Here is a 23,019-nt window from a genome sequence, read left to right as displayed (position 1 = left end):
AAATGCCTGAGAAACTCGCCGAAAAGATTGAAGTCGATCTTGTACTGGAAGCCATCTATCAGCGGTATGGGTATGATTTCCGTAATTATGCCCGTTCATCTTTAATGAGAAGATTGCACTATGTCAGGCAGAAATCAAGTCTTGTTAGACTGTCAGATATGATTCCGTTAGTTCTCTATGATGAAGCGTTTGCCAATCAATTACTGCTGGATATTTCGGTAACCGTCACCGAAATGTTTCGGGACCCGGAGTTCTTCGTTGAGCTGCGCAGTCTCGTGATTCCCTTGCTAAAGACGTATCCGTTTGTGAAAATATGGCATGCCGGATGTGCGACAGGGGAAGAAGTTTACTCCATGGCTATTTTGCTGGAAGAAGAAGGCTTCTACGATCGTGTACAGATTTACGCGACGGATATGAATCAAGAGTCACTAGCTACTGCGGAAGAAGGCATCTATCCGATCGAAAGTATTCGGAATTTCACTAAAAATTATCAAAAAAGCGGAGGCAAGTCCTCTTTCTCGGATTACTATCATGCGAAATATCAGATGGGCAAAATGAAGGAAGCTTTGAAAAGAAACATCGTGTTCTCGCAGCATAATTTGGCAACGGACAACGCCTTTGGTGAAATGCATCTCATTATTTGCCGGAATGTGCTCATTTACTTTGATAAGCAATTGCAAAATCAAGTCTATCAGCTTTTCAACCAAAGTCTCGTTCCACGTGGCTTCTTATGCCTCGGAAGTAAGGAATCTATCGAGTTTTCGGAGATTCAGTCTCAGTATGAAGCACTCTCCCCTAAGTGGAGAATTTTTAGAAAGCAGCTGCCAGTGTAAGCAAGGTATTGGAGGGGAGTGAGTCCATGCGCCCATTGGAAGCTGTTGTTATGGGGGTATCGGCAGGCGGGTTAAAGGCACTCTCGCGTCTGTTATCTTATCTCCCGTCGGACTACAGCCTACCGATTATCATCGTACAGCATATCTTAGAGAGCAGCGACGGCTATTTAGCTGAATATTTAAATACGCAAGTTGCTATACACGTCAAAGAAGCGGTAGATAAAGAGACCATTCGATCTCAATACGTTTATCTCGCTCCACCTGGTTATCATTTGCTTATTGAAGATGATCGCTCGTTCAGCCTATCCATTGATCCTAAAGTTAATTATTCGCGGCCTTCGATTGACGTTTTGTTTGATAGTGCTGCGTTTGCCTTTCAAGAGGGGTGTATAGGCGTTGTATTAACAGGTGCAAACCGAGATGGCAGCGCTGGGCTCAAGACGATCAAGGAGAGTGGCGGCCTAACGATTGTGCAGGACCCTGAAACAGCGGAGTACCCTGTCATGCCGCAAGCAGCTATTGACACTGTAAAGGTTGATTATATTTTGTCCTTAGAAGACATAGGAAAGTTTCTGAGACAATTCCATGATCTCGAACGAATCCATCATTCTAAGAATTAGGAGGGCCTATATGGAAACTCAGAAAAATAGGCATCAGGCGCCAAAAATTTTAGTCGTTGATGATCGTAAAGAAAATTTATTCGCGATGCAGAAAATTCTCCAAGTGCTCCATTGTGATGTATATGTCGTCCAATCAGGGAATGAAGCCTTATCTTATACCCTGCGCCATGACTTTGCGCTTATTTTACTTGATGTGAATATGCCGGAAATGGATGGCTTTGAGCTTGCAGAGCTGCTGCGAAGCAATGAGGAAACGAAGCATATTCCTATCATTTTTGTAACAGCCAGTAATAAAGAGGATCAGAGCGTATTCAAAGGCTATGAGAGCGGCGCTGTGGATTACTTGTTCAAGCCTGTCAATGCCGATATTCTGCTCAGTAAAGTGAAAATATTTCTAGAACTCAATCGAAGAAATAAAGAGCTGGAGGCCATACAATCGGAGCTTGAACGCAGTAACGAGAGCTTAAGGGAGTTCGCACAGGTCGTTTCGCATGATTTGAAAAATCCGCTGAATGTAATTACAGGGTTGAGCGAGCTTCTTATTGCTAGGCATAGTGCGGATATGACGCCAAAAGGTAAAGAATATATGAACCAAATCTCAGCGACTGCTGAGCGGATGAACCACTTGATCACCGATTTGCTCTCGTATGCCCAGTTAAACGCGAAGTCGGTTACTTTTGGAAATGTTGATTTGAATGATGTCGTGACGAATGTGATCTCTGACCTAAGCAGCACGATCGAACGAAATGAAGGCCAGATCATCATCCAAGACAGGCTACCAATTATTCAAGCGGATGCTACGCAAATGTATCAACTGTTTCAAAATATTATCGCAAACGGGCTGAAGTATCGTAGAAAGGAACAATCGCCGATTATTCAGATTTCCTTATTGGAAGGAAATGAACCGGATACCTTTGTCATTCAAATCCAAGATAATGGCATTGGTATGAAAAAAGAAGACATCCCGTCGATTTTCACTCCTTTCAAACGGTTGGACAATGCCAAAGCCTACGAGGGTACCGGTTTAGGGCTTGCCACGGTGCAGAAAATCATCGAGAGACATGATGGTCTCATGGAAGTGGAAAGTGTTCTTGGTGAAGGCACGACTTTTCGTGTGTATCTTCCGATTTCTCAAGGTTTTTAAAACAAAATGTAAGGAGTCAAGTGAAAGACTTGGTTTAACCCAGGGGGTTTTCCAATGTCTATTCTATGGGGAAACTTCAAACCGCCGCGGCGGTTTTTTTGTTATTTTGGTTTGGGTAAAAAAGCTTCCCCGCGCATTAGCCCGAAAGGTGCTTATTCTCCATATATGTCTCGATAATATCGAGAAGAAATTTATTTTTGATCGGTTTGCTCAAATAATCATCCATGCCCGCAGCGAGACAGCTTGTGCGATCTTCTTTTAAGGCGTTCGCCGTTACAGCAACGATCATGGGACATCGTTCTGGCGGGAGTGTTTGTTTAATTATAGCGGTTGCATCTAATCCGTTTATGATCGGCATTTGGAGATCCATGAATATTATATCAAACCGGTCTCTTAAGGCGAACTTCACCGCTTCTTCCCCGTTAGCAGCAACTGTAATGAGATGCCCCTGCTTCTCTAGCATTTTAATTAAAACAAATTGATTAATGGCATTGTCTTCGGCGATTAGTATGTGCAGGGAAGTATGCGCGATACCTTCATTCGCATTACCCAGGTCCTCATCTGAATGATGATCCTCTTTGAGACAAAGGGTGAAGATGATCGTAGTACCAGGGTCGTCGGAAGGCTCTACCCAAATATCGCCTCCCATGAGTCGAACCAGCTTTTTTGTAATCGCCAAGCCAAGCCCTGTACCCTCATATTTGCGTGTCATCACATGATCGACTTGGTTGAAAGGCTCGAAGATATAGCTTCGCATATTAGCTGGAATGCCGATCCCGCTATCTTTTACGATGAATTCCAGCTGTATGACGTGATCCTCTTGTATACGTTTATTGACATTCACGGAGATGCCACCGAATGGCGTAAACTTGACGGCATTGCCAACTAAATTAATAAGTATCTGCTTCAACCGTTCTGAATCACCAACCAAAGAGTGTGGGATAGTGGGATCTACTGTAAAAGTCGTGGATAACTGCTTTTCATCCGCTTTGATTGATAAAATATGAAACGTTTCAGCGATCGCATCTCGGATATTGAAAGGGATTTCGTGTAATTCCGTTTTCCCAGATTCGATTTTGGAGAAGTCTAAAATGTCATTAATAATACGGAGCAGCGTTTCACCGCTCTTATGAATAATCTCGACATACTCTTTTTGTTCTTCGTCTAACGTTGTCGTTTGCAGGAGAAGGTCCGTCATTCCGATAACGCCATTCATCGGCGTCCGAATTTCATGGCTCATCATCGCCAGAAATTCACTCTTCGCTTTATTCGTATTCTCAGTGATTTGGCGGATATGATCAATCTTCTTCTCCATAGAAGCATCTAATAGGGAATCCGTAAGGATTTGTTTCACATTGTTTTTGCCAACAAATCTTGAAAATGGCATTCCTACGAATTCATTGTTGTAAAAGCCTAACAACTCCTGTGCCCGTGCATTGCCATTGACAATAATACCGTCCAAATCAAGCGAAATGACGGCATCATGTGTATGCATTTTCAGAGGTGTATACCGATCAATTGATTCTTGCAGCTTTTGTTCCACGAACTTGAGTTGCGAAATATCCGTCATATGAACGATACCATAAAGAGGAGGCCCGGATTGAGTATCGTAAACGAATGTGAGTTGGACGGAAGTCCAAATGATGTCGCCATTCTTGTGCAGATATCGTATTTCCATGGTATAAGAAGAAGCAAGACGATTTATCAAGTATTGAACTTGATCAGAGTAGGGGAGCCAATCATCAGGAAAGGTGATTTCACGAATGTTAAGCTTCTCGAGCTCATCTTCCGAATACCCCAGAATCGAGCAATAAGCTGGATTTACTTTCAGTAGGGACCCGTTTAAGGATAAACAGGCAATCCCATGAGGAGAGAACTGAACCATCTGCTCGAAGAAACGATGCTTATCGAGTTGTAAGCTGCTCATCATTAGCCCCCAATCATTTTACCCATATATAACCATCATAAGCTTTTTTTGAAACGAAAACGAATGTCATGCAGGCAGTCAAACTAACGGAAGTCTTCCGATTGGTTCTTTTTATTGTATTGATTTCTGAAAACTTCGGGCGTCATACCGACAGATTTGCGAAATGTCGAGATGAAATGCGAAGCGTCGAGGAAACCGGTCGCGTCAGCGATTTGTTTAACCGTTTGATTAGGCTGGGCGATTAGCAATTCTTTGGATTTCTGTAGGCGCAGCTGCAATAAGTATTGGTACGGAGAGAGACCAAATGCTTTGCGGAACAAGGTATTAACGTGTTGAGAGCTTATGCCAAGCAATTGTGCCATCCATCCGAGTCCAACTTCGGAAGATGAGAAGCTAATTTCAAGCTCCAATAAAAGCGGCAGTAAACGCTCGTGGCTTTGGGAAAAAGATGCACTTCTATTTACGTTGCCGTGCTTTTTGAGCAGAGTCAAGAATTGATAGATTTCAAGTGAACCATTCATGCCCGTGAAGTCATGGCTGTAGCGGTACTTTTCGTAATAGTACTCATGAATACCAGCGAGAGGAGTTTCCGTACCCCAGCTAATTGATGTGGATAACGGTATCTCTAAGGCATATACAATGGAAGCAGCGAGTGCGCCATCGAAGGTTAAATACCACGTCGACCACTTGGCGGCCGTGATGTTATATTCATGCGGGACGCCTGCAGGCAAGAGCATGCCTTGATTCTCACTCAGCTTGACGGATCCGCTTTCGAGGATGATCTCTCCGCTGCCTTCAATCGTTTGGAGCCAATGAAAGCAGGGATAGCCTTCTTCTCGCTTGTAGAACTGCTGCTCATTCTCGTAACCGACAGTTTCAAGGATGAGAGGAAGCTTCCGATCTGTTTCTGTAATGACGAAAAATTTCCTATAATCGGTAGCCATCGCTCAGATCTTCAACTCTTTCATTTTTTAATATGGAATGCGTATTATCTTATATTTTAAAAGAAAATATTGTCTTGTACAATAAGAAGGTAGTTGAAGAAATTTATACAATCTATAGAAGTGAGGAATTCAAAAGATGGCTAAAAAATTTGTATATACACCGCCCGTTAATGGATACCCGGAATGGAATAATAATCCTCAGATTTTTCAATTGAACCGCATGGAAGCGCACGCCACATTAATGCCTTACAAGTCCGAAGAAGAAGCACTTGCAGGGGTTCGTGAAGCGTCTGATTCTTACCAATCCTTGAATGGAACTTGGAAGTTTCATTTTGCTGAGAATGCTGGGGGCCGTCCGCAAGAGTTTTACAAGAGCGATTACGATTGCAGCAGTTGGGCGGACATCGCTGTGCCTTCCCATTGGCAGCTGCAAGGCTTCGACTTTCCGCAATATACGAATATCATCTATCCTTGGGTGGGCCATGAAGATTTGAAGTCCCCATTTGCTCCAGTAAAGTATAACCCTGTTGGCTCTTATTCCCGCAGTTTCACAGTCCCGGCAGCATGGGCAGATCAACCCGTATACATCAGCTTTCAAGGGGTTGAATCGGCTTTTTATGTGTGGGTAAACGGCGATTTGGTGGGCTTTAGTCAGGATTCGTTTACACCTGCGGATTTTGATATAACCCCCTACTTGGTAGAGGGTGAGAATAAGCTTGCCGTCGAGGTGTACCGTTGGAGTGATGCAAGTTGGTTGGAGGATCAAGATTTCTGGCGGTTAAGCGGTATTTTCCGCGACGTTTATTTGTACAGCACGCCAACAACGCATATTTCAGATTTCAAGGTACTGACGAATCTGGACGATTCCTTCGAGAATGCGGAGCTCCGTATTCAAGCAAAAGTCACAAATTACGATGGACTTACCAGCGGTACACGCCGTGTGGAAGCTTCTCTTTATGATAGTGAGTTGAAGCCGGTGTGGAAGGAGCCTCTTTCCGTAGAAGTAAATGTAAGTGGCGCTCCTAATCAGGAAGTAGAGCTCTCCGTCCAAGTGGATCGACCTGCAAAATGGAGCGCGGAAAAGCCAAATCTTTATACACTTGTTTTGAGCTTAAGAGATGAAGATGGCTCGCTTCTGGAAACGGAAAGCTGCAAGGTTGGATTCCGTAAATTCGAAATCCAAGACGGTTTGATGAAGATTAATGGTGAGCGCGTTGTGTTCAAAGGCGTTAATCGTCATGAATTCGATACAGATCGCGGCCGTTCGGTTGATCAGGCAAGCATGCTTTCTGATATTTTGCTCATGAAACAACATAATATCAATGCTGTGAGAACCTCACACTATCCAAACAATACGTACTGGTATGAGCTATGCGATCAATATGGGCTGTATGTGATTGATGAAACGAATCTCGAGACACATGGCACATGGAGCTACGGATCGGACGTTGAAGCAGACGCCGTACCGGGAAGTAAGCCGGAATGGACGGGAGCTGTGCTGGACCGGGCGAATTCGATGATGCAAAGAGATAAGAACCATCCATCGATTGTCATTTGGTCGTTAGGCAATGAGGCATTCGGTGGCGATAACTTTATTAAAATGCATGACTTCTTGCGGGAAGCCGATCCATCTAGAGTCGTACATTACGAAGGAGTTTTCCACTTCCGCGCATCAGGCGCGGCGTCGGACATTGAAAGTCAAATGTACTCCCGAATTGAGAATATCGAAGAATACGCGAGAAGTAACCCGAAGAAGCCGTTTATTCTGTGTGAATACAGCCATGCGATGGGGAATTCATGCGGCAATTTATTTAAGTACTGGGAGCTGTTTGATAAGTATCCGGTTCTCCAAGGCGGCTTTATTTGGGACTGGATCGATCAATCGATCCGAACAACAACACCAGATGGTGTTACCTACCAAGCCTACGGCGGCGATTTCGGTGATACACCGAATGATGGCAACTTCTGCGGCAACGGATTAATTTTCGCTGATCGTACACCATCACCGAAGATTTATGAAGTGAAGAAATGCTATCAGAATGTGAAGTTCGAGGCTGTCGATCTTGGTAATGGCCAAGTGAAAGTGACGAATCAGTATTTATTTACGGATCTGAGTGAGTTTGATTGGACATGGTCTATCGCACGTAATGGTGAGCCTCTAAGTGATTCCAAGCGTGGAGTATTCACTGTGAAGCCAGGAGAAACAGCTGTTATTGAGTTGGCTCTAGATCGTATGGAAACCATTTTGCCGAAAGATGAGTTCGTTCTGACGATCAGTCTACAGCTGAAAGAAGATACGATTTGGGCGCAGAAAGGACATGAAATCGCTTGGGAGCAATTCTTGGTTCCAGTAAGTAAAGCGGCTTGGTCTTATTCGGAAAAGGCAGTCCAAGAATCGGCAGCGACCTTGTCCGCTCAAGAAGCTGTACAAATTGCATCCACGAAGGAAACAATTAGCCTTAAGGGAAGCGACTTCTCTCTTCAATTCAGTGCTGCAACAGGTGATATCACTTCTTACGTGTACGAGGGAAGGGAGCTGTTCTTGACAGGTCCTGCACCTAATTTCTGGCGTGCTTTTACCGATAATGATCGCGGCAACCAGCATCACATTCGCTGCGCGCCATGGCAAGAGGCGGGGAGTGGAAGAACGCTGCAATCTTTGACAGCTAAATCGATTGGCGATGGCCGCGCCGAGGTGAATGTTCGCTTTGAATTAGCGACTAAGCCAAGTTCAGTGGTGCAATTGGTTTACTCAGTATCACCTAGTGGTGAAGTAGAAGTACGAATGGAGCTCGTGCCTGGAGATCGTTTGCCAGAAATTCCGGAGATTGGCGTTCTCTTCCAATTAGATAGCTCCTTCCAGCAATTGAGCTGGTACGGCCGTGGTCCGCATGAGAACTATTGGGACCGTGCTGCCGGAGCCAAACTAGCTTTGCACAGCGGTACCGTCCAAGAGCAGTTCGTTCCCTATTTACGCCCGCAGGAATGCGGCAATAAAACGGATGTGCGCTGGGCGACGTTGACAGATGCGAACGGGCATGGACTCCGTATAACAGGGCTGCCAACCGTGGAATTGAATGCTCTGCCATATTTACCTTCCGAACTGGAAGCTCATGACCATACGTATAAGCTGCCAGCTAGCGACAAAGTCGTGCTGCGGGTGAACTATAAGCAAATGGGCGTCGGCGGTGATGACAGCTGGGGTGCAAGAACACACCCTGAGTTCACGCTGTATGCCAATCGTACCTATGCCTACTCATTCACGTTTAAAGGAATTTAAGTGATTCATATCAAATGAAAAGTGCCACTTCATCTACAGGTTTGCTGTAGTTGGAGTGGCACTTTTTTTGTTCTAATGTGACATAGCCGCTTCGGTTTCTTGGGCTGGATCCAGCTTCTCTTTGCTCATCGCGATGGCACAAACGAAGGCAAGAACAGCAGGGAGTATAGTCCAAGCAAAGGTGAGCACGATGGAAGACGATAGTGCGGTTGTTATTTTCTCGAGAACAGGCGCAGGAATCTCCAGTCGTTTGGCGGGATCAAGCAGCGTATGCGAGTCCCCGGTTGGTATGGCAGCTCCCGTTTGACCTTGGCCTGCAAATACATCCGTCAATTTTCGCGTCAAAGCATGACTCTGAACAATTCCGAAAACGGTGATACCGAGCGTCATCCCCAAGGAGCGGAGGAAGTTCAGTGTTGAAGAGGCTGAACCGCGCTGCCGTGGCTCGAAGAGATGAATAGCAGCGTTACTTAATACGGAGAAGGAAGCGCCGATGCCAAGTCCGATAATAATCATGTAGATCGTGACCAGTGAGCGAGGGGATTCAGGCGATAACGTAGTCAATAGAGCTGTTCCGACAATAAGGAGGAAGGTTGTTGGAATCATTATCGCGCGATAGCTCATTTTATTCATTAAGAAACCGCCGCCTGTTGCCGTTACGACGGAGCCCAACATCATAGGAAGTAGAACTAAACCGGAATTGGTAGCGGTCCCGCCTAATACACCTTGAATGAAAATTGGGATATAGACAGACGCTGTGATAAAAGCTGCGCCGCTAAAAATGGCAACGGCATTACTTGATGCATACAACCGATTCTTGAACATTGCAAAAGAGATAATAGGCTCTGCAGCCCGACGTTCAACGAAGACGAAGATGATGGCTAACACCGCAAACAGCGTGAATAAACCAAGGATAACGGATGAATCCCAAGCGTATTGCTTGCCACCTAATTCTAACGCGAACATAAGGGATACGATGGCACCAACGAGTGTAAAAGCGCCCCACCAATCGATTCTTTGTTTAGAATGCTCAACCGATTCGCGATAGAAGAAAGCGACAAAAACAAGCGAGATTAAACCAAGCGGGAGGTTAATGTAAAATACCCATTTCCAGTTCACATAGTCTGTAATATAAGCGCCTAGAAGTGGTCCGAAAATGCTGGACATACCGAACACGGCGCCGAACAATCCACCTAATTTACCGCGGCTTTCTGCGGGAACGGCATCGAACATAATCGTAAAGGCAACCGGCATCATGGCGCCGCCGCCGATACCTTGAATAGCGCGATAGACGCTTAGCTCTATAATCGAACTTGCTGTTCCACATAGGATGGATCCAAGCATAAACACGATAACACCAAAGACGAAAAACTTTTTACGTCCGTACATATCGGATAGCTTACCGAATATCGGCATGCCGGCCATTTCCGCAACCATATAAGCCGAAGTGACCCAAACGAATTTATCCAATCCGCCTAATTCACCGATGATGGTGCCCATGGCTGTAGCTACAATGGTATTATCCATGGCTGCCATTAGGATACCCAGCAATAGCCCGGCGATGACAATGCCTAATCTTTTGTTTTTATTTTGCGCTAACATAATATTGTTTTCCTCACTTTCTTTGAATCCGATTTAATTTTATTTTCTATAGGTGAGCTGCTAAATGAGGGTAACATGACTTAAGTCGGCTTTAAAGGCTTTTAACAAAGCATAGGTTACTTTATCCATCTTAGCCCCATCAAAGATTGTTTTTTTGACGTCAGCTTTGAAGGAACAGCTTTGAAATGTGGCGTTTCGGAACGATGTTCCTTTTAGATTAGAATGATGAAAAATAGTTCCTGTAAAGTGTAGATTATCCAGACATACACCAGTTAAATCGCTAGAACGGAATTCTGCTAGATCTAACTTACAATTCTTAAAGCTGGCTCCTCTTAGATTGGATTTAGATATCTTTGCTCCCGTCAAATTCGTACCATCGAACTTAACCCGATCTAAGTTGCTGCACTTAAAGGAAGCATTCGTTAAGTCAGAATTGCTGAAATCGGAATCCTGCAGATTGCTGTAATTGAACTTGCCATTATGGACTTGGATAGACTTTAGGTCGGATTTTTGCAAATTATGCATAGAGAAATCAATGCCAATGATTTGTTGGAGCTTCGTGGTGTTGGCATGAATGCTTTCAATTAGTTCGGATATTTCGCCGATGGATGCGATCGTCCTTTGAAAGGCAGCTTCTTCATTGAAGCCATCCTTTTGCAAATCTAGGAGCCTTTCCTGCAAATCACTCAAAAGCTCTTCTTTTAATTCCTGGATGGGTCTCAAATCCTCATAATGTGAAAAAACATCATTCAAATAAGCAACGAGCCTTGGGTTTGGTTTCATTCCTCATACCACCTTTCTAAATGAGCAAATCGAGAATAGTCTTCGCATGTTCCCAATTTAACTTGTTGTTCTTGAGAACCACTTTGCCTTTATCGGTAATGCGATAGTATTTCCTGCGCCCGCCTTGCGTCTCATCCCCCCAGTAAGAGGTTATGCTTTCTTCCTGTTCTAGTCGCTTGAGGCTGGCGTACATAGTCGCTTCTTTCAGTTCATATTCCCCGCCTGAAGCAACATGCACCAGCTTTGAAATTTCATAGCCATATTTATCACCGGAAATTAAAAGCTTGAGAATAATGCTGTCGGTGTGTCCTCGAATGAGATCGGACGTTATTTTCAAGTCAACGATGACCCTCACCTCCTGTATTATAATATATGATAAAGTACTCTATCTGTCAAAGTAATTTTATTTCTGTTATACATATAGGCACATGTTCAGTTTGACCAGATGCACAGACGGTGATAACTTAAGAATGAAACATATTCGAAATCCGTTACTGTTAAAATGAGAGGTGGCATTCATTGTGGTAATCAATCCGGCACAAACGATTGTAGGCTTAGTAGGGACAGGTGTCATGGGCAAAAGTATGGCTGGCCATTTTATTCAAGCAGGCTACGAGGTACATATATATAATCGAACGAAATCCAAAGCACAGGACCTGTTGGATCAGGGGGCTCACTGGCAGGATTCACCGGGACTATTGGCGCAGCAATGTGATGTAATTATTACAATGGTAGGCTTCCCTAATGACGTTGAAGAGATATATTTAGGCGAAAATGGTCTTCTTACTAACACTAAGCCGGGCAGCTATGTCATTGATATGACTACGTCTAGTCCAATGCTGGCCAAACAGATTTATGAAAAAGCACTCGCACGTCAAGTGTTTTCACTAGATGCTCCTGTTTCCGGCGGTGATATTGGAGCAAAGGAAGCGAGATTATCAATTATGGTTGGGGGCTCGCGTGATGCTTTTGATGCCATGCTGCCGCTTTTTCAGAAGATTGGCACGAACATCGTCTACCAAGGAGATGCGGGTGCAGGCCAACATACGAAAATGTGCAACCAAATCGCAATTGCAAGTAATATGATGGGCGTTGTTGAAGCTCTGGTATATGCGAAGAAATCAGGACTCGATCCTTCGACTGTGCTCAAAAGCATTGAGTCGGGCGCGGCGGGCAGCTGGTCCTTAAGCAACCTGGCGCCGCGCATCATCGCTGGGAATTTTGCTCCTGGCTTCTATGTGAAGCACTTCATCAAAGATATGAAGATTGCGCTCGATTCTGCCGAAGAAATGAAAGTGGAGCTGCCTGGACTAACCTTGGCGAAATCCCTTTATGAGCAATTAGCAGCGAACGGTGAAGAAGACAGCGGGACTCAAGCGTTGTTTAAGATTATTGATAAGTAGCTCTGTAGGAGTAGAAAAGGAGGGCATCCCGGGGAGGGATGCTTTTTTTGTTGAGTTTTTCTGATGAGCCAATCCTTATCAGTCCCCTAACCGTAATCCGCTCAACCGTCATCTCGTGTCGATCGTGTTGGAGGCGTTGATCGGGGCTTCAGCATCATATCATGACAGGTTCTCGAATACATATGAATTAGGGAAATGGAAGGTTGTCACATACATAATCCTGTTAGCGAGCGAGAGCGCTTTACTACTTGAGTTTCAACATTTTATTGAAGAGGTGATACGAAAATGAGTACGGAAAAAAACAAGCTTACAACCAGCTGGGGAGCTCCTGTTGGGGACAACCAAAACTCAATAACGGCGGGGGCACGGGGGCCAACGTTGATTCAAGATGTTCACCTTTTAGAGAAACTGGCACACTTTAACCGAGAACGCGTACCTGAACGAGTCGTTCATGCCAAAGGTGCCGGAGCGCACGGCTACTTGGAAGTCACGCAAGATTTGACGAAGTATACGAAAGCGAGCTTATTCTCAGAGGTAGGCAAGCGTACACCGTTGTTCGTTCGATTTTCGACCGTGGCGGGGGAGAACGGTTCTTCGGACACTGTCCGGGACCCGCGCGGATTCGCCGTGAAATTTTATACGGATGAAGGTAATTATGATTTGGTCGGTAATAATACGCCTGTATTTTTCATTCGCGACGCGATTAAATTCCCTGACTTTATTCATACACAGAAAAGGCACCCTCAAACTCACTTGAAAAATCCAAATGCCGTCTGGGATTTCTGGTCATTATCTCCTGAATCTTTGCACCAAGTCACGATTTTGATGTCCGATCGGGGCATTCCCGCAACGCTGAGGCATATGCACGGATTTGGCAGTCATACATTTAAATGGGTAAATGCCGAGGGTGAAGGCGTGTGGGTGAAGTATCATTTTAAAACCGAACAAGGCGTTCAGAACTTAGCGCCAGATGTGGCTGCACAGCTCGCGGCTGACAATCCGGATTATCATACCGAGGACTTGTTTAATGCGATTGACAAAGGCGATTTCCCAGCATGGAAGCTATGCGTGCAGATTATGCCGCTGGAAGATGCGAATACGTACCGATTTGATCCCTTTGATGTCACGAAAGTGTGGTCACAGAAAGATTACCCTTTAATTGAAGTTGGGCGTATGGTGCTGGATCGCAATCCGGAAAATTATTTTGCCGAGGTTGAACAAGCCACATTTTCACCAGGGACACTTGTACCAGGCATCGAAGTATCGCCAGATAAAATGCTGCAAGGACGCTTATTTGCTTATGGGGATGCACATCGGTACCGGGTAGGGGCTAATCATCAGTCATTGCCAATCAATCGCCCGCGGAGTGAAGTGAATAACTATCAGCGTGATGGTCAGATGCGTGCGGATAACAATGGCGGGGGTTCTGTCTATTACGAGCCGAACAGCCTTGGAGGACCAAAAGAATCGCCTGCGGATAAACCGGCACCCTACGAGGTGTCTGGGGCAGCTGACAGTGTTACCTACGATCATCATGATCATTACACGCAACCAGGTGATTTATATCGCCTGTTAAGTGAAGAGGAACGTACTCGTCTTGTTCAAACGATTGTTGGTGCAATGAAACCTGTCGAATCGGATGAAATTAAGCTCAGACAGATTGGTCATTTCTATAAGGCAGATCCCGAATATGGGGTCCGCGTGGCAGAGGGTCTCGGGTTATCCATACCGGAATGAAATGAAATAGTAAGAGGCAGCTACCTTTTCGCCACAAAAGGATAGCTGTCTTTTTTCTATGGCATATGCTAAAGGGAGCAAGGCATAATCCGAAGAGGTGATCATGGTGGGAACTCGTTTATTGTCCGAGAAACTTGTGAGAAATCGTTTTCCGCATTTAAGATATATAAGAATTCATACACCTGAAAAGCATAAAGCGACGATCTACGCTTGGAATGGAGATTTGTATTTACCCGAGAAGGATGCTCAAAGCCTACAGCATTTTGCAAGCGGTTACTTATATCCCTATGTCAACTTTCAAGTCAAGGCATACAGCGCGGTTCAACCCGATAAAGTCCCACAACTGCAAGAAATACCGACAGCAATCATCGAAACTGCGATGCGTAGAAACTTAAATCAATATGGCATTATAGAGGCGATAAATCGATTATTTCCTTACGGACGTTTAAAATTTAAAAGATATAATGCTGCGGATAGTATCATCCATTTTGATTTTCATGCAATTAGATTGCTGCATGATAAGGAAAAAAGGGCCATGTACGATTATTTGCAAGAATTGATACCTCTAGGTTCCTATAGTGAAGTGACCTTTTATTAAGGTTGATGGCTGGAGCGTTCCTCGATACGGAACTCACTTTCATCCCGCAAATAATTCGTTTCACCAATCTTTACGTAATGTGTCGTATACTTTTCGATTATGCCTGCGGCAATGAAAACAGGAATATCATCCGCTGTATGTTGAATGACAGCTACAGTAACTTGCAATAGCGCAGCCGCGAATAATTCCATATCCGTTGACAGTGTTTTGTTCATTGGGCTTTTCACCTCCGTGCTCCTTGTCTCGTTAAGCCATTCCTCTGATTCTAGCACAGGAACATTAACGTTAAAAGAGTCTGGATCGGTTATCGCGGCTTTTAAGGTGAAAGCTATCGAATCATGCCGTAGTCACGAATTGTGGCGTCTACTTCTACACGGATATCTGCATGGGGGTAAATGGATTTCCAATTCAAATTGGTCCATTTCTCATAGCTCATGCTGTTTCGGACGTAAGTGCCAATACCCAAGTTATCCCCACCGCTTCGTTGCACATGATTCACGATCGATTGTAATTGTTCTCGAATGGCTTCGGACAAATCCTGATCTAATTTTTTTTGCTCTTCCGGCTTTTTGAACGTCGATTTTCCTGTGTATTCCAAAATAATGCCACTCAATCGAATACGGATAACGACTTGGGGTATAGTTCTTGTACGTTCCTGTTTTTTTACAATCACTTCTCTTTTGCTGGCGATTGAACTAATCATCGCACTTTCTTTCCGTCCAGTGGAACTATCAGTGAATTCAATATCGAATTCACCCATTTTGAAGCTTTTATTGAGAATAGCAAATAGTACGGTTTGTTCTGCATTGATTTTGCCAATGTATCGATCTTTTTTGAAAAGGGCAATCCCATCGATTTCAATATTATCACCTTTTACAACTAGCATAGGAGCGATTGGATCAGTACCATCATCATAATAGTCGCGTACGAAACTGTAGAGAGATACGTCAGGAACCTCATGGATTTTGGCATCTTTGATTAATAACTGATCAATATGACTCCCGACGGATCGTATTTGAGCATATTTATGGGTCAACATGTCTACAGCACTGCCGTTAACAACGACAATTTTTAGCTTTTCTCCAACGGTATAATCGCGGCGATAGGAATCTAGTTCCTTCCAGATCCCCTGTTTAGCCAAGTCTTTCCCGAACAGCATACTTCTCAATTGCCCTGAAACAAGGACTTTGTTGATTTTACGAGACAATTTGATCCGACCATCTTTAGGGGATTCAGCTATTGTTTGAAGAATGTCTGCTTGCTGATTGTCCAAAGTTCCAGGTTTCGGGACGGAGATAGCATTAGACACTTCCCTTTCTGAAGGTTTCCCATTCTCTTGATACACGGAGTCCAAAGCAACGGTATCAGACATGCCTAATTTCTCAATGCGATTTTGTTCGACACAACCAGTGAGACACAATAGTACGCCAACCATAACCCAGCTACGCATAATTCCGACCTCGAAACTTGTTAATTAAAAGGAGCACGAATAGAAAGATCGGCAGCAAGAAAGCAACTCCTGCTTCAGATAATCCAAATAAGTTTAACCAATGTTCTGTCTTTTCAAGTGTTGATGGTATGACAAACAAGGCAGTTATTGGGAAAATAGCAAAAATAATATAGGGGATCCACTGCTTGTTTGAGGCTGGCAGGATCCATTTTATCGTTTCAATCGCTGCCCAACCGTATAGGACATTTGTAATGAGAACTCGGAATAAGGTGAGATTAAATACGATATCATCAATTCTTTTCACAAAGGGGAGTTCCACATACGAGAGCAAACTGAGTATAGGAAACTTCATATGCTGAAGTTGATGCAGGCTGAAAAAGCCAAAGGAAACAAATGCAACTAACGTATAAGTAAATGTGGTGATCAGATTTGCAATTTGAAAAGCGCGGATTAAGTGTGTTTTTTCATTGGTATAAGGAAAAAGCAAAAGACTAAGTTCATAACCCAGAAAGGCTATGTAAACTTGAAGCCATCCTTTGAATGAGTGAGTCGCCTCCTTAAACCAAAAGGTAGTCATTCGCGATAGTTCAAAATCTTCATAAGCATAAACCAATAGCAAAACATTCCAAATAATGAAGTAAAAAGAAATGACCACGGTATTTGAGATACTCATAATGCCCTTGGTTAAAAGCAAGAAAACAAGAATCTCAAACAAAATATACAAGTAGGCGGGATGGAGCGAGGGAAAAGATAACGATGTTAGAATCAAAATAAATTCTTTCCCAACCAAGCTGCCTAGAATTGCCCATAATCCAGCTAGAACCCCGAAAAATGGAACTAAAATGAATTTCGGTAAAGCAGATTGTGAAATTTCGAAAATAGATCTTCCTTTAGCAAATCGATAAACGAATGAAATGAGCAATAGATTGAAAGCGGCAACGGAAGAACAGATAAGTAAAGCTAACCACCCATTTGTACCGATATTCTCTGATAATAGCCGAGGAAGGCTGAATACGACGACACCGGTTTGAGCGAAGTTTGCCATAATAGTGGTCTGATAAAATGGAAGCTTAGCGCGCATGAGTGTCTCCTTCATTCGTTCGGATTATTGGTGGGAGGCTTTTTGAGTTTGGTCAAAATATGAATAGGTGCTCGGATAATAAGTTCTAACCAACGACTTGGTTTCGACGGTGCAATTGGGTATAAATAAGAGATGCCAAACATGTTTAAACCAGAAAGTTGAATCATTATAAAGCTGAGTCCAAACACCAGTCCGAAATTTCCAAAGAGACCAGCCATAATAATGATCCCAAATCGGAGTAAGCGTATGGAAGAGCTCATGATATAGCTTGGTATGACGAAGGAGGCGATAGCCGAAATTGCAACCGAGATAATGAGGATATTACTAGTAATACCAGCCTGGACGGCAGCTTGTCCGATGACGATCCCGCCGACAGTACCGATGGTTGGACCGATTTTGGTAGGTAAGCGTGCGCCTGCTTCACGAAGCAGCTCGATAGTCATTTCCATGACAATGGCCTCTAGAAGAGGCGAGAACGGCACTTTATTGCGTGATTCCATTAAGTTTAATAATAGAGATGGCGGAATCATTTCATAATGATAAGTAACTAGAGATACATAAAATGCAGTGAAGCAAAGTGTGATGAATAAGGCAATGAAGCGTAGAATGCGAATAGCAGAGGCAACAGGCCACGGTTGATAAAAATCATCTGGCGATGAGAAAAATTCAATAAACGAGGTAGGCGCACTGAAAGCGAACGGACTCCCGTCAAGAAGCCCGATTATTTTGCCGCTTGTCAGCTTGTCTGCTATATGATCAGGTCGAGCACTTGTCAAGAATTGCGGAAAAATCGATAGTTTGTTAGGTGTTAAGTGTTGTGAAAGTGTATTTGTATCATAGATCGTTTGGATATCAAGCTTATCAATCATTTCGCTTAACTGCTGCACATGTGTGGGTTCTGCAAGTTCCTCTAAGTATAGCAGAACCATCGTCGTCGCTGTTCTTGTACCGATGGTGAAAGTGATCGCTTTTAATCCAGAATCCTTGATGCGCCTCCGTATCAACGACAAATTTGTATTTAGCGATTCAGTAAATGAATCCATGGGACCATTAATGACGCTTTCTGTCTCTGAATTTTGGATGGATCGAGATTCAGGCGCGTAAGCTTCGTGTAAGTAGCCTCTATTTTTATAGAAAATAGCGATGTTTCCACCCAAAATGCCTGTAACTAGCTCGCTTGCTTGCAGCTTAGTTGTATACGAAGACTGGCTCAGAATAGCGACCATATTAGCGTCTTTACTATTGAAAGGCTCTATGGCATCTTTTCTTAAAGTCTCTGTACTGACAAGGTGACCGAAATAAATGATATCAATTTGCGGAAGCGGGAGATGCAGATGAGATAAATCGGAGCAATCGCAGAGCAACTGCAAGGTTTGCTCTAGCAGACCATCTCCAAACGTCATGTCTCCGTTCATGCTTATCGATCTCCTTCCTCGCTGTGATTCAGGATTGCCCAATATTTCCATTCTTTATTATGTTTCTTTTTCGAATTCGCTATTCGACTTCAGGGAAGCGATCCCAATCCAGAGTCTTATTTTCTATACATCGCCATTTGGGATAAATCATATGTTATCATGATGAATGAATAAGTGATTAATGAATGAATAAGTGATTAATGAATGAATAACTGAATTAATTAATAACTGAATTAATTAATAACTGAATGATCCAAGAGATATACAAAAAAGGAGCTCGAATCAATATGATCAAAAATTCCCCCTACATTCTGCTAGTTCTCGCCACATGTATATGGGGAGGGAATTTTGTTGCTGGCAAGGCATTGGTCCTGCATATTCCGCCGATTACGCTTGCTGCGTTACGTTGGAGTATTGCATTTCTTTGTCTTCTTCCATTCTTTGGCAGGCAGGCTTGGCTGCTAAGAGCTGAATTTCTCCGCAGTTGGAAAATGATTCTTTTCCTATCCGCAACCGGTGTTGCCGGGTTCAATACGTTAACCTATGTGGCTGTCCAATATACAGGTTCAATTAATGCGTCTTTAATGAATTCGGCTACGCCCATTATGGTTGTACTGCTTACCTGGTTAGTCATGAAAGAGAGGTTCGCTTGGTCGGCTTTACCTGGAATTTTGGTGTCAATGGCTGGTGTGAGCTGGATAATTAGTCGAGGGAGTTTGTCGGCGCTGTTGAGTCTTTCTTTTAACAAAGGCGACCTATTCATGCTGGTTGCCATTCTGTGTTGGGCTCTATATTCGGTAGGTATGAAAAAGATGTCAGGACGATTCCCGTCCAGTCCCTATTTACTGATTCAAATGACTGTGGCCTTAGTGCTGCTGCTTCCGCTTTCGGCCGTGGAGTGGGCGCTGAAATCGCCACAAGTTGATTGGAGTCCACCTTTAGTAACTGGTCTTATTTATATTGGTTTGTTTGCATCGATTGTAGCTTTCTTGAGCTGGAATCGGGCGATTGAGCTTGCTGGACCTCAGCGTTGTGCGGGTTTTCTCAATTTGATTCCGATGTTTAGCGCCGTTTTTGCAACTGCTTTTACCGGGGAAGCATTGAGGATGTATCATCTTTTAGGGGCTATTTGGATCGTTGCTGGGGTGTACATCACGAATTATGCAATAAAGAAGCAGCAAACAAAAGGTGCAAGAATAGAGATAGCAAAAACCTAGCGAGCTTCAGCTTCCGCTAGGTTTTTCACTTCAATGTGAGACCAAATGTGCCTTCTGACGTCCTGCCGTGGAACAATTCAAAGGAATAACGTAGAAAGTTTCGTTAGAAATCAAGCAGCTGAGAGGGATGAATATATGATTGATAAAGCATACTAAACACACAACACAGATGCATTTAGGAGTGTAATAAGATGTTTATAATCAAAAGATCTCACAAAACAATGATTTTAACCGCAACGATCATGTCCATTCTTGTATCGGGATGTGCAGCTAAACCAAATACCCAAAAACAGCAAAATACACCCATTAAACAGCAACAAGTACAACAACCAGGTAATGAGGATAATCGCATCCAAATAGCGAAAGAAGCAGCAGCGAAAATAGCAGAGCTAGACAGCGTAAAACAAACAAATGTGCTGGTAACCAAAAGAAATGCCTATGTTGCTGCTGTGCTAAAACACGACCAACAATTAACACGTAATATTGAAGACCAAATTGCCAATCAAGTGAAAGCAACGGATCCGAATATCCAGAATGTTTACGTCTCAACGAATCCAGATTTAGTGAACCGCTTCAATACGTATGTACTTGATGTTCAACAAGGAAGACCTGTTGCAGGTTTTGTTGACCAGTTTAAAGAGATTGTAGCTAGAGTTTTCCCGACAGCCAAATAATTTCTTATAAGGGTTGGAAAAAGTTGATGAGGAGGCAGCCGGCATTATTAGCGGCTGCCTGATTGCGTTCCCTTGTCTATGGATGACGCTTTCTTTTGTAGTCATTGCAAAAGATTAGATTCTTTTATTTCAGTTATCAGCATATGAATCAGACAAGCCTTGTACAGGAGCTGGTTTGTTTGCCTTCGTTACAAAAAAATGCAGCAATCATTTTGGGGAGTTTACTAATCTCAATGGGTATCAATTTTTTTCTAATACCTTTTCAGATACTAGATGGCGGGCTCATTGGAATTGCTCTTATTATCAATTATTTATTTGGGCTCAAAGTAGGACTAATTATGTTTTTGTGCAGCATTCCTATTTTTATATTGGTATGGTTTCATTACAGTGAAATGTTTTACAACAGCATTTATGGGTTGCTTTTTTCTTCATTCGTTATCGATTTCTTAGGGCCATACCGTGATCTTATCTTATATTATGTGGATTTAACATCATTTAGCAGCTCCGTGATCGGCGGATTTATTGTGGGTACTGGAATAGGAATCATGCTGCGTTATGAAACCAGTACCGGAGGAACGGACTTGCTGGCTCAATATTTTTCAAAATGGGTACCTTTAAATGTCGGGTTAATTATTTTTATAATCGATGGTATGATTATCTGCCTTGGAGGATTACTGCTTTCGGCTGAAACATTCCTGCTTTCCATACTTACAATTACGGCAGGCGGGATAGCGACTAGTCTTTGTACGATGAAATGACAAAGCACCAGAGTGCCAAAAACTGCGTCCTCTACTACCGTAGAGAACGCAGTTTTTTGTATTCAATTGTGCCGATAGAGGCATAAATCTAACTTTTAACCAAAGTGAATTAAACTTAGAGTACTAATCGGGATGATCGGGATTGAACTAGACGTAAATCTTGCATTATAAGCGATAACAATGAAAGGGATTAAATCTTTTGATTGGACAAAAATCTATCTTTAGTTCAAAATAGAATTAAGTGCAGGGGAGGTCAACCAACATGCCGATGAATAACTATCGTCATTTACTACGTATTTTTTGGACGTTTCTTCGTATCAGTCCACTCACATTCGGTGGTGGTTATGCCATGCTGCCTGCTATCCAAAGAGAAGTTGTCATCACGAACAAGTGGATGACCGACGATGAGATGTCGGAACTGCTTGCGATATCTGGAGCCGCTCCGGGTGGTGTAGGCGTCAATGTATCAGCTTTAGTAGGATATCATTTGGCTGGAATAAGAGGAGCAGTAGCAGCCGTCATCGGCATTACGCTTCCTACTTTTTTTATCGTGATACTGCTGAGTATCCTATACACATTCCTTCAAAGTTATCCTAAAATGCAGGCCATTATGGAGGGTATCCATGCGGCTATCGTAGGATTAATCGCTGCTGCTGCTTACAAAATGGCGAAATCCTCTATTATTGATAAAATGACGCTAATAGCCGCAGTTTGCACGGTTCTTCTGCTGCTCTTCCTGCCGATATCACCTATTGTAATGATTATTTTCGGTCTATTGGTCGGGATTGCCGTTGTTTTCCTGAAACAACGCTGGGGAATGAAGAATCCGATCAAGAGGCAAGAAGATTCTATGTCAGTAGACAAAAGCAATCGTGCTGCCGACTATTACTTCGCAGACGGGATTTGAGGAATGAGGTGAAGTATGCTTATAAGTTTGTTTCTTACTTTCTTTAAAATTGGCATGATCTCATTCGGTGGTGGTTACGCCATGATGCCTGTTATTCAAAACGAGGTGGAGAGGCATCAATGGCTCACTTCCGATGATTTTAATAACGTTATATCCTTAGCTGGTACAGGACCCGGACCGATTGCAACGAATAGCGCCACGTTAATCGGATTTCATACAGCGGGTGTGCCAGGTGCTATTGCAGCAACGTTAGGAATGGTGCTGCCTTCACTCATCCTTATTATAGCTTTAGCCGCTTTTTTGTATAAGTGGCATGCGAATAAATGGTTTAAATCTTCTTTCTATGGTTTGAAACCAGTCGTAACGGGCTTTATCATTTTTGCAGCGATCCACTTCGGGTGGTCGGGATTAGGGCCAGTGAAGCACCAAATATCTTGGGACCAAATTGCGACAGTGCTTATTGCGGTAGGTGCCTTTCTAGCCATTATTAAATACAAGCTCCATCCTTTTATGGTCATCGTATTCGCGGGTGTTATGGGCATTGTTTTTTTTCAGTAATATATAAAGCATCTTCTTTTAGGGCTCTCTTTTCATTCCTACAGATGGAGTGAAAGGAGAGTTTTTCATATTATTGTGTATTATTTGT

General features: G+C 43.4%; 21 protein-coding genes. 12 read left to right on the top strand and 9 right to left on the bottom strand.

Annotated features, from left to right (window positions below):
- Window positions 1–2: 2 nt before the first annotated feature.
- Genes NYR53_RS22130 through NYR53_RS22120 form a run of 3 tightly spaced genes read left to right on the top strand, consistent with a single transcriptional unit; the run spans window position 3 to window position 2,597 of the window.
- The gene (locus tag NYR53_RS22130) at window positions 3–833 is read left to right on the top strand and encodes a CheR family methyltransferase (protein WP_261301321.1); all 831 of its coding nucleotides are present in this window, start codon (window positions 3–5) and stop codon (window positions 831–833) included.
- A 26-nt stretch (window positions 834–859) separates the two neighbouring features.
- The gene (locus tag NYR53_RS22125) at window positions 860–1,453 is read left to right on the top strand and encodes a chemotaxis protein CheB (protein ID WP_261301320.1); all 594 of its coding nucleotides are present in this window, start codon (window positions 860–862) and stop codon (window positions 1,451–1,453) included.
- 10 nt (window positions 1,454–1,463) lie between these two features.
- Window positions 1,464–2,597: a response regulator gene (locus NYR53_RS22120; protein WP_261301319.1), complete on the top strand. Its 1,134-nt coding sequence runs from the start codon at window positions 1,464–1,466 to the stop codon at window positions 2,595–2,597.
- A gap of 136 nt (window positions 2,598–2,733) precedes the next feature.
- Here NYR53_RS22120 and NYR53_RS22115 read toward each other — a convergent pair whose 3' ends face one another.
- Window positions 2,734–4,524, bottom strand: coding sequence for a PAS domain-containing hybrid sensor histidine kinase/response regulator (locus tag NYR53_RS22115; protein ID WP_261301318.1), 1,791 nt, complete (start codon window positions 4,522–4,524; stop codon window positions 2,734–2,736).
- A gap of 83 nt (window positions 4,525–4,607) precedes the next feature.
- Window positions 4,608–5,468, bottom strand: coding sequence for an AraC family transcriptional regulator (locus NYR53_RS22110; protein WP_261301317.1), 861 nt, complete (start codon window positions 5,466–5,468; stop codon window positions 4,608–4,610).
- 136 nt (window positions 5,469–5,604) lie between these two features.
- Between NYR53_RS22110 and lacZ the strand changes: the two genes are divergently transcribed.
- A complete protein-coding gene (gene lacZ / locus NYR53_RS22105) occupies window positions 5,605–8,748 on the top strand; it encodes a beta-galactosidase, LacZ type (protein WP_261301316.1) in 3,144 nt (1,047 codons plus the stop codon).
- A gap of 72 nt (window positions 8,749–8,820) precedes the next feature.
- Here lacZ and NYR53_RS22100 read toward each other — a convergent pair whose 3' ends face one another.
- From NYR53_RS22100 to NYR53_RS22090, 3 genes are read right to left on the bottom strand one after another with little or no spacing between them, the layout of a single operon-like run.
- Window positions 8,821–10,350 (bottom strand): MDR family MFS transporter, encoded by a 1,530-nt coding sequence (locus NYR53_RS22100; RefSeq protein ID WP_261301315.1) that lies wholly within the window; start codon window positions 10,348–10,350, stop codon window positions 8,821–8,823.
- Window positions 10,351–10,410: 60 nt separating this feature from the next.
- Window positions 10,411–11,133, bottom strand: a complete 723-nt coding sequence (locus NYR53_RS22095) for a pentapeptide repeat-containing protein (RefSeq protein WP_261301314.1) — start codon at window positions 11,131–11,133, stop codon at window positions 10,411–10,413.
- Window positions 11,134–11,149: 16 nt separating this feature from the next.
- Window positions 11,150–11,479, bottom strand: coding sequence for a PadR family transcriptional regulator (locus NYR53_RS22090; RefSeq protein WP_261306481.1), 330 nt, complete (start codon window positions 11,477–11,479; stop codon window positions 11,150–11,152).
- A gap of 175 nt (window positions 11,480–11,654) precedes the next feature.
- On the opposite strand from NYR53_RS22090, the gene NYR53_RS22085 reads away from it, so the two are divergent.
- The 3 genes from NYR53_RS22085 (at window position 11,655) to NYR53_RS22075 (ending at window position 14,871) form a co-directional block, all read left to right on the top strand.
- A complete protein-coding gene (locus tag NYR53_RS22085) occupies window positions 11,655–12,536 on the top strand; it encodes an NAD(P)-dependent oxidoreductase (RefSeq protein ID WP_261301313.1) in 882 nt (293 codons plus the stop codon).
- Window positions 12,537–12,821: 285 nt separating this feature from the next.
- On the top strand, window positions 12,822–14,273 hold the full coding sequence (gene katA / locus NYR53_RS22080; RefSeq protein ID WP_261301312.1) for a catalase KatA: 1,452 nt from the start codon (window positions 12,822–12,824) through the stop codon (window positions 14,271–14,273).
- Window positions 14,274–14,409: 136 nt separating this feature from the next.
- Window positions 14,410–14,871: a hypothetical protein gene (locus tag NYR53_RS22075; protein WP_261301311.1), complete on the top strand. Its 462-nt coding sequence runs from the start codon at window positions 14,410–14,412 to the stop codon at window positions 14,869–14,871.
- Here the strand turns inward: NYR53_RS22075 and NYR53_RS22070 are convergent.
- From NYR53_RS22070 to NYR53_RS22055, 4 genes are all read right to left on the bottom strand, one after another.
- Window positions 14,868–15,086 carry a hypothetical protein gene (locus NYR53_RS22070; protein ID WP_261301310.1) on the bottom strand — a complete coding sequence of 73 codons (219 nt, stop codon included), beginning with the start codon at window positions 15,084–15,086 and terminating at the stop codon, window positions 14,868–14,870. The genes NYR53_RS22075 and NYR53_RS22070 overlap by 4 nt on opposite strands.
- A 113-nt stretch (window positions 15,087–15,199) precedes the next feature.
- Window positions 15,200–16,321 carry a Ger(x)C family spore germination protein gene (locus NYR53_RS22065; RefSeq protein WP_261301309.1) on the bottom strand — a complete coding sequence of 374 codons (1,122 nt, stop codon included), beginning with the start codon at window positions 16,319–16,321 and terminating at the stop codon, window positions 15,200–15,202.
- On the bottom strand, window positions 16,314–17,402 hold the full coding sequence (locus tag NYR53_RS22060) for a GerAB/ArcD/ProY family transporter (protein WP_261301308.1): 1,089 nt from the start codon (window positions 17,400–17,402) through the stop codon (window positions 16,314–16,316). The genes NYR53_RS22065 and NYR53_RS22060 overlap by 8 nt, the downstream gene beginning before the upstream one ends.
- Window positions 17,403–17,413: 11 nt before the next feature.
- Window positions 17,414–18,817: a spore germination protein gene (locus NYR53_RS22055; RefSeq protein ID WP_261301307.1), complete on the bottom strand. Its 1,404-nt coding sequence runs from the start codon at window positions 18,815–18,817 to the stop codon at window positions 17,414–17,416.
- Between the two features lie 287 nt (window positions 18,818–19,104).
- On the opposite strand from NYR53_RS22055, the gene NYR53_RS22050 reads away from it, so the two are divergent.
- From NYR53_RS22050 to NYR53_RS22030, 5 genes are all read left to right on the top strand, one after another.
- Window positions 19,105–20,034, top strand: a complete 930-nt coding sequence (locus tag NYR53_RS22050; RefSeq protein ID WP_261301306.1) for a DMT family transporter — start codon at window positions 19,105–19,107, stop codon at window positions 20,032–20,034.
- A gap of 191 nt (window positions 20,035–20,225) precedes the next feature.
- Complete coding sequence (locus tag NYR53_RS22045; RefSeq protein ID WP_261301305.1) at window positions 20,226–20,708, top strand: YhcN/YlaJ family sporulation lipoprotein; 483 nt, start codon at window positions 20,226–20,228, stop codon at window positions 20,706–20,708.
- A gap of 143 nt (window positions 20,709–20,851) precedes the next feature.
- Entirely contained in the window at window positions 20,852–21,466 is a 615-nt protein-coding gene (locus NYR53_RS22040) for a YitT family protein (protein ID WP_261301304.1), read from the top strand.
- A 262-nt stretch (window positions 21,467–21,728) separates the two neighbouring features.
- On the top strand, window positions 21,729–22,373 hold the full coding sequence (locus NYR53_RS22035) for a chromate transporter (RefSeq protein ID WP_261301303.1): 645 nt from the start codon (window positions 21,729–21,731) through the stop codon (window positions 22,371–22,373).
- Window positions 22,374–22,388: 15 nt separating this feature from the next.
- Window positions 22,389–22,931: a chromate transporter gene (locus NYR53_RS22030; RefSeq protein ID WP_261301302.1), complete on the top strand. Its 543-nt coding sequence runs from the start codon at window positions 22,389–22,391 to the stop codon at window positions 22,929–22,931.
- Window positions 22,932–23,019 lie beyond the last annotated feature (88 nt).

Origin of the sequence: Paenibacillus andongensis, assembly GCF_025369935.1 — a bacterium.
Taxonomy (GTDB): Bacteria; Bacillota; Bacilli; order Paenibacillales; family NBRC-103111; genus Paenibacillus_E; species Paenibacillus_E andongensis.
The sequence above is the reverse complement of the archived record's forward strand: the minus strand, read 5'-3'. Positions and strand labels throughout refer to the sequence as shown.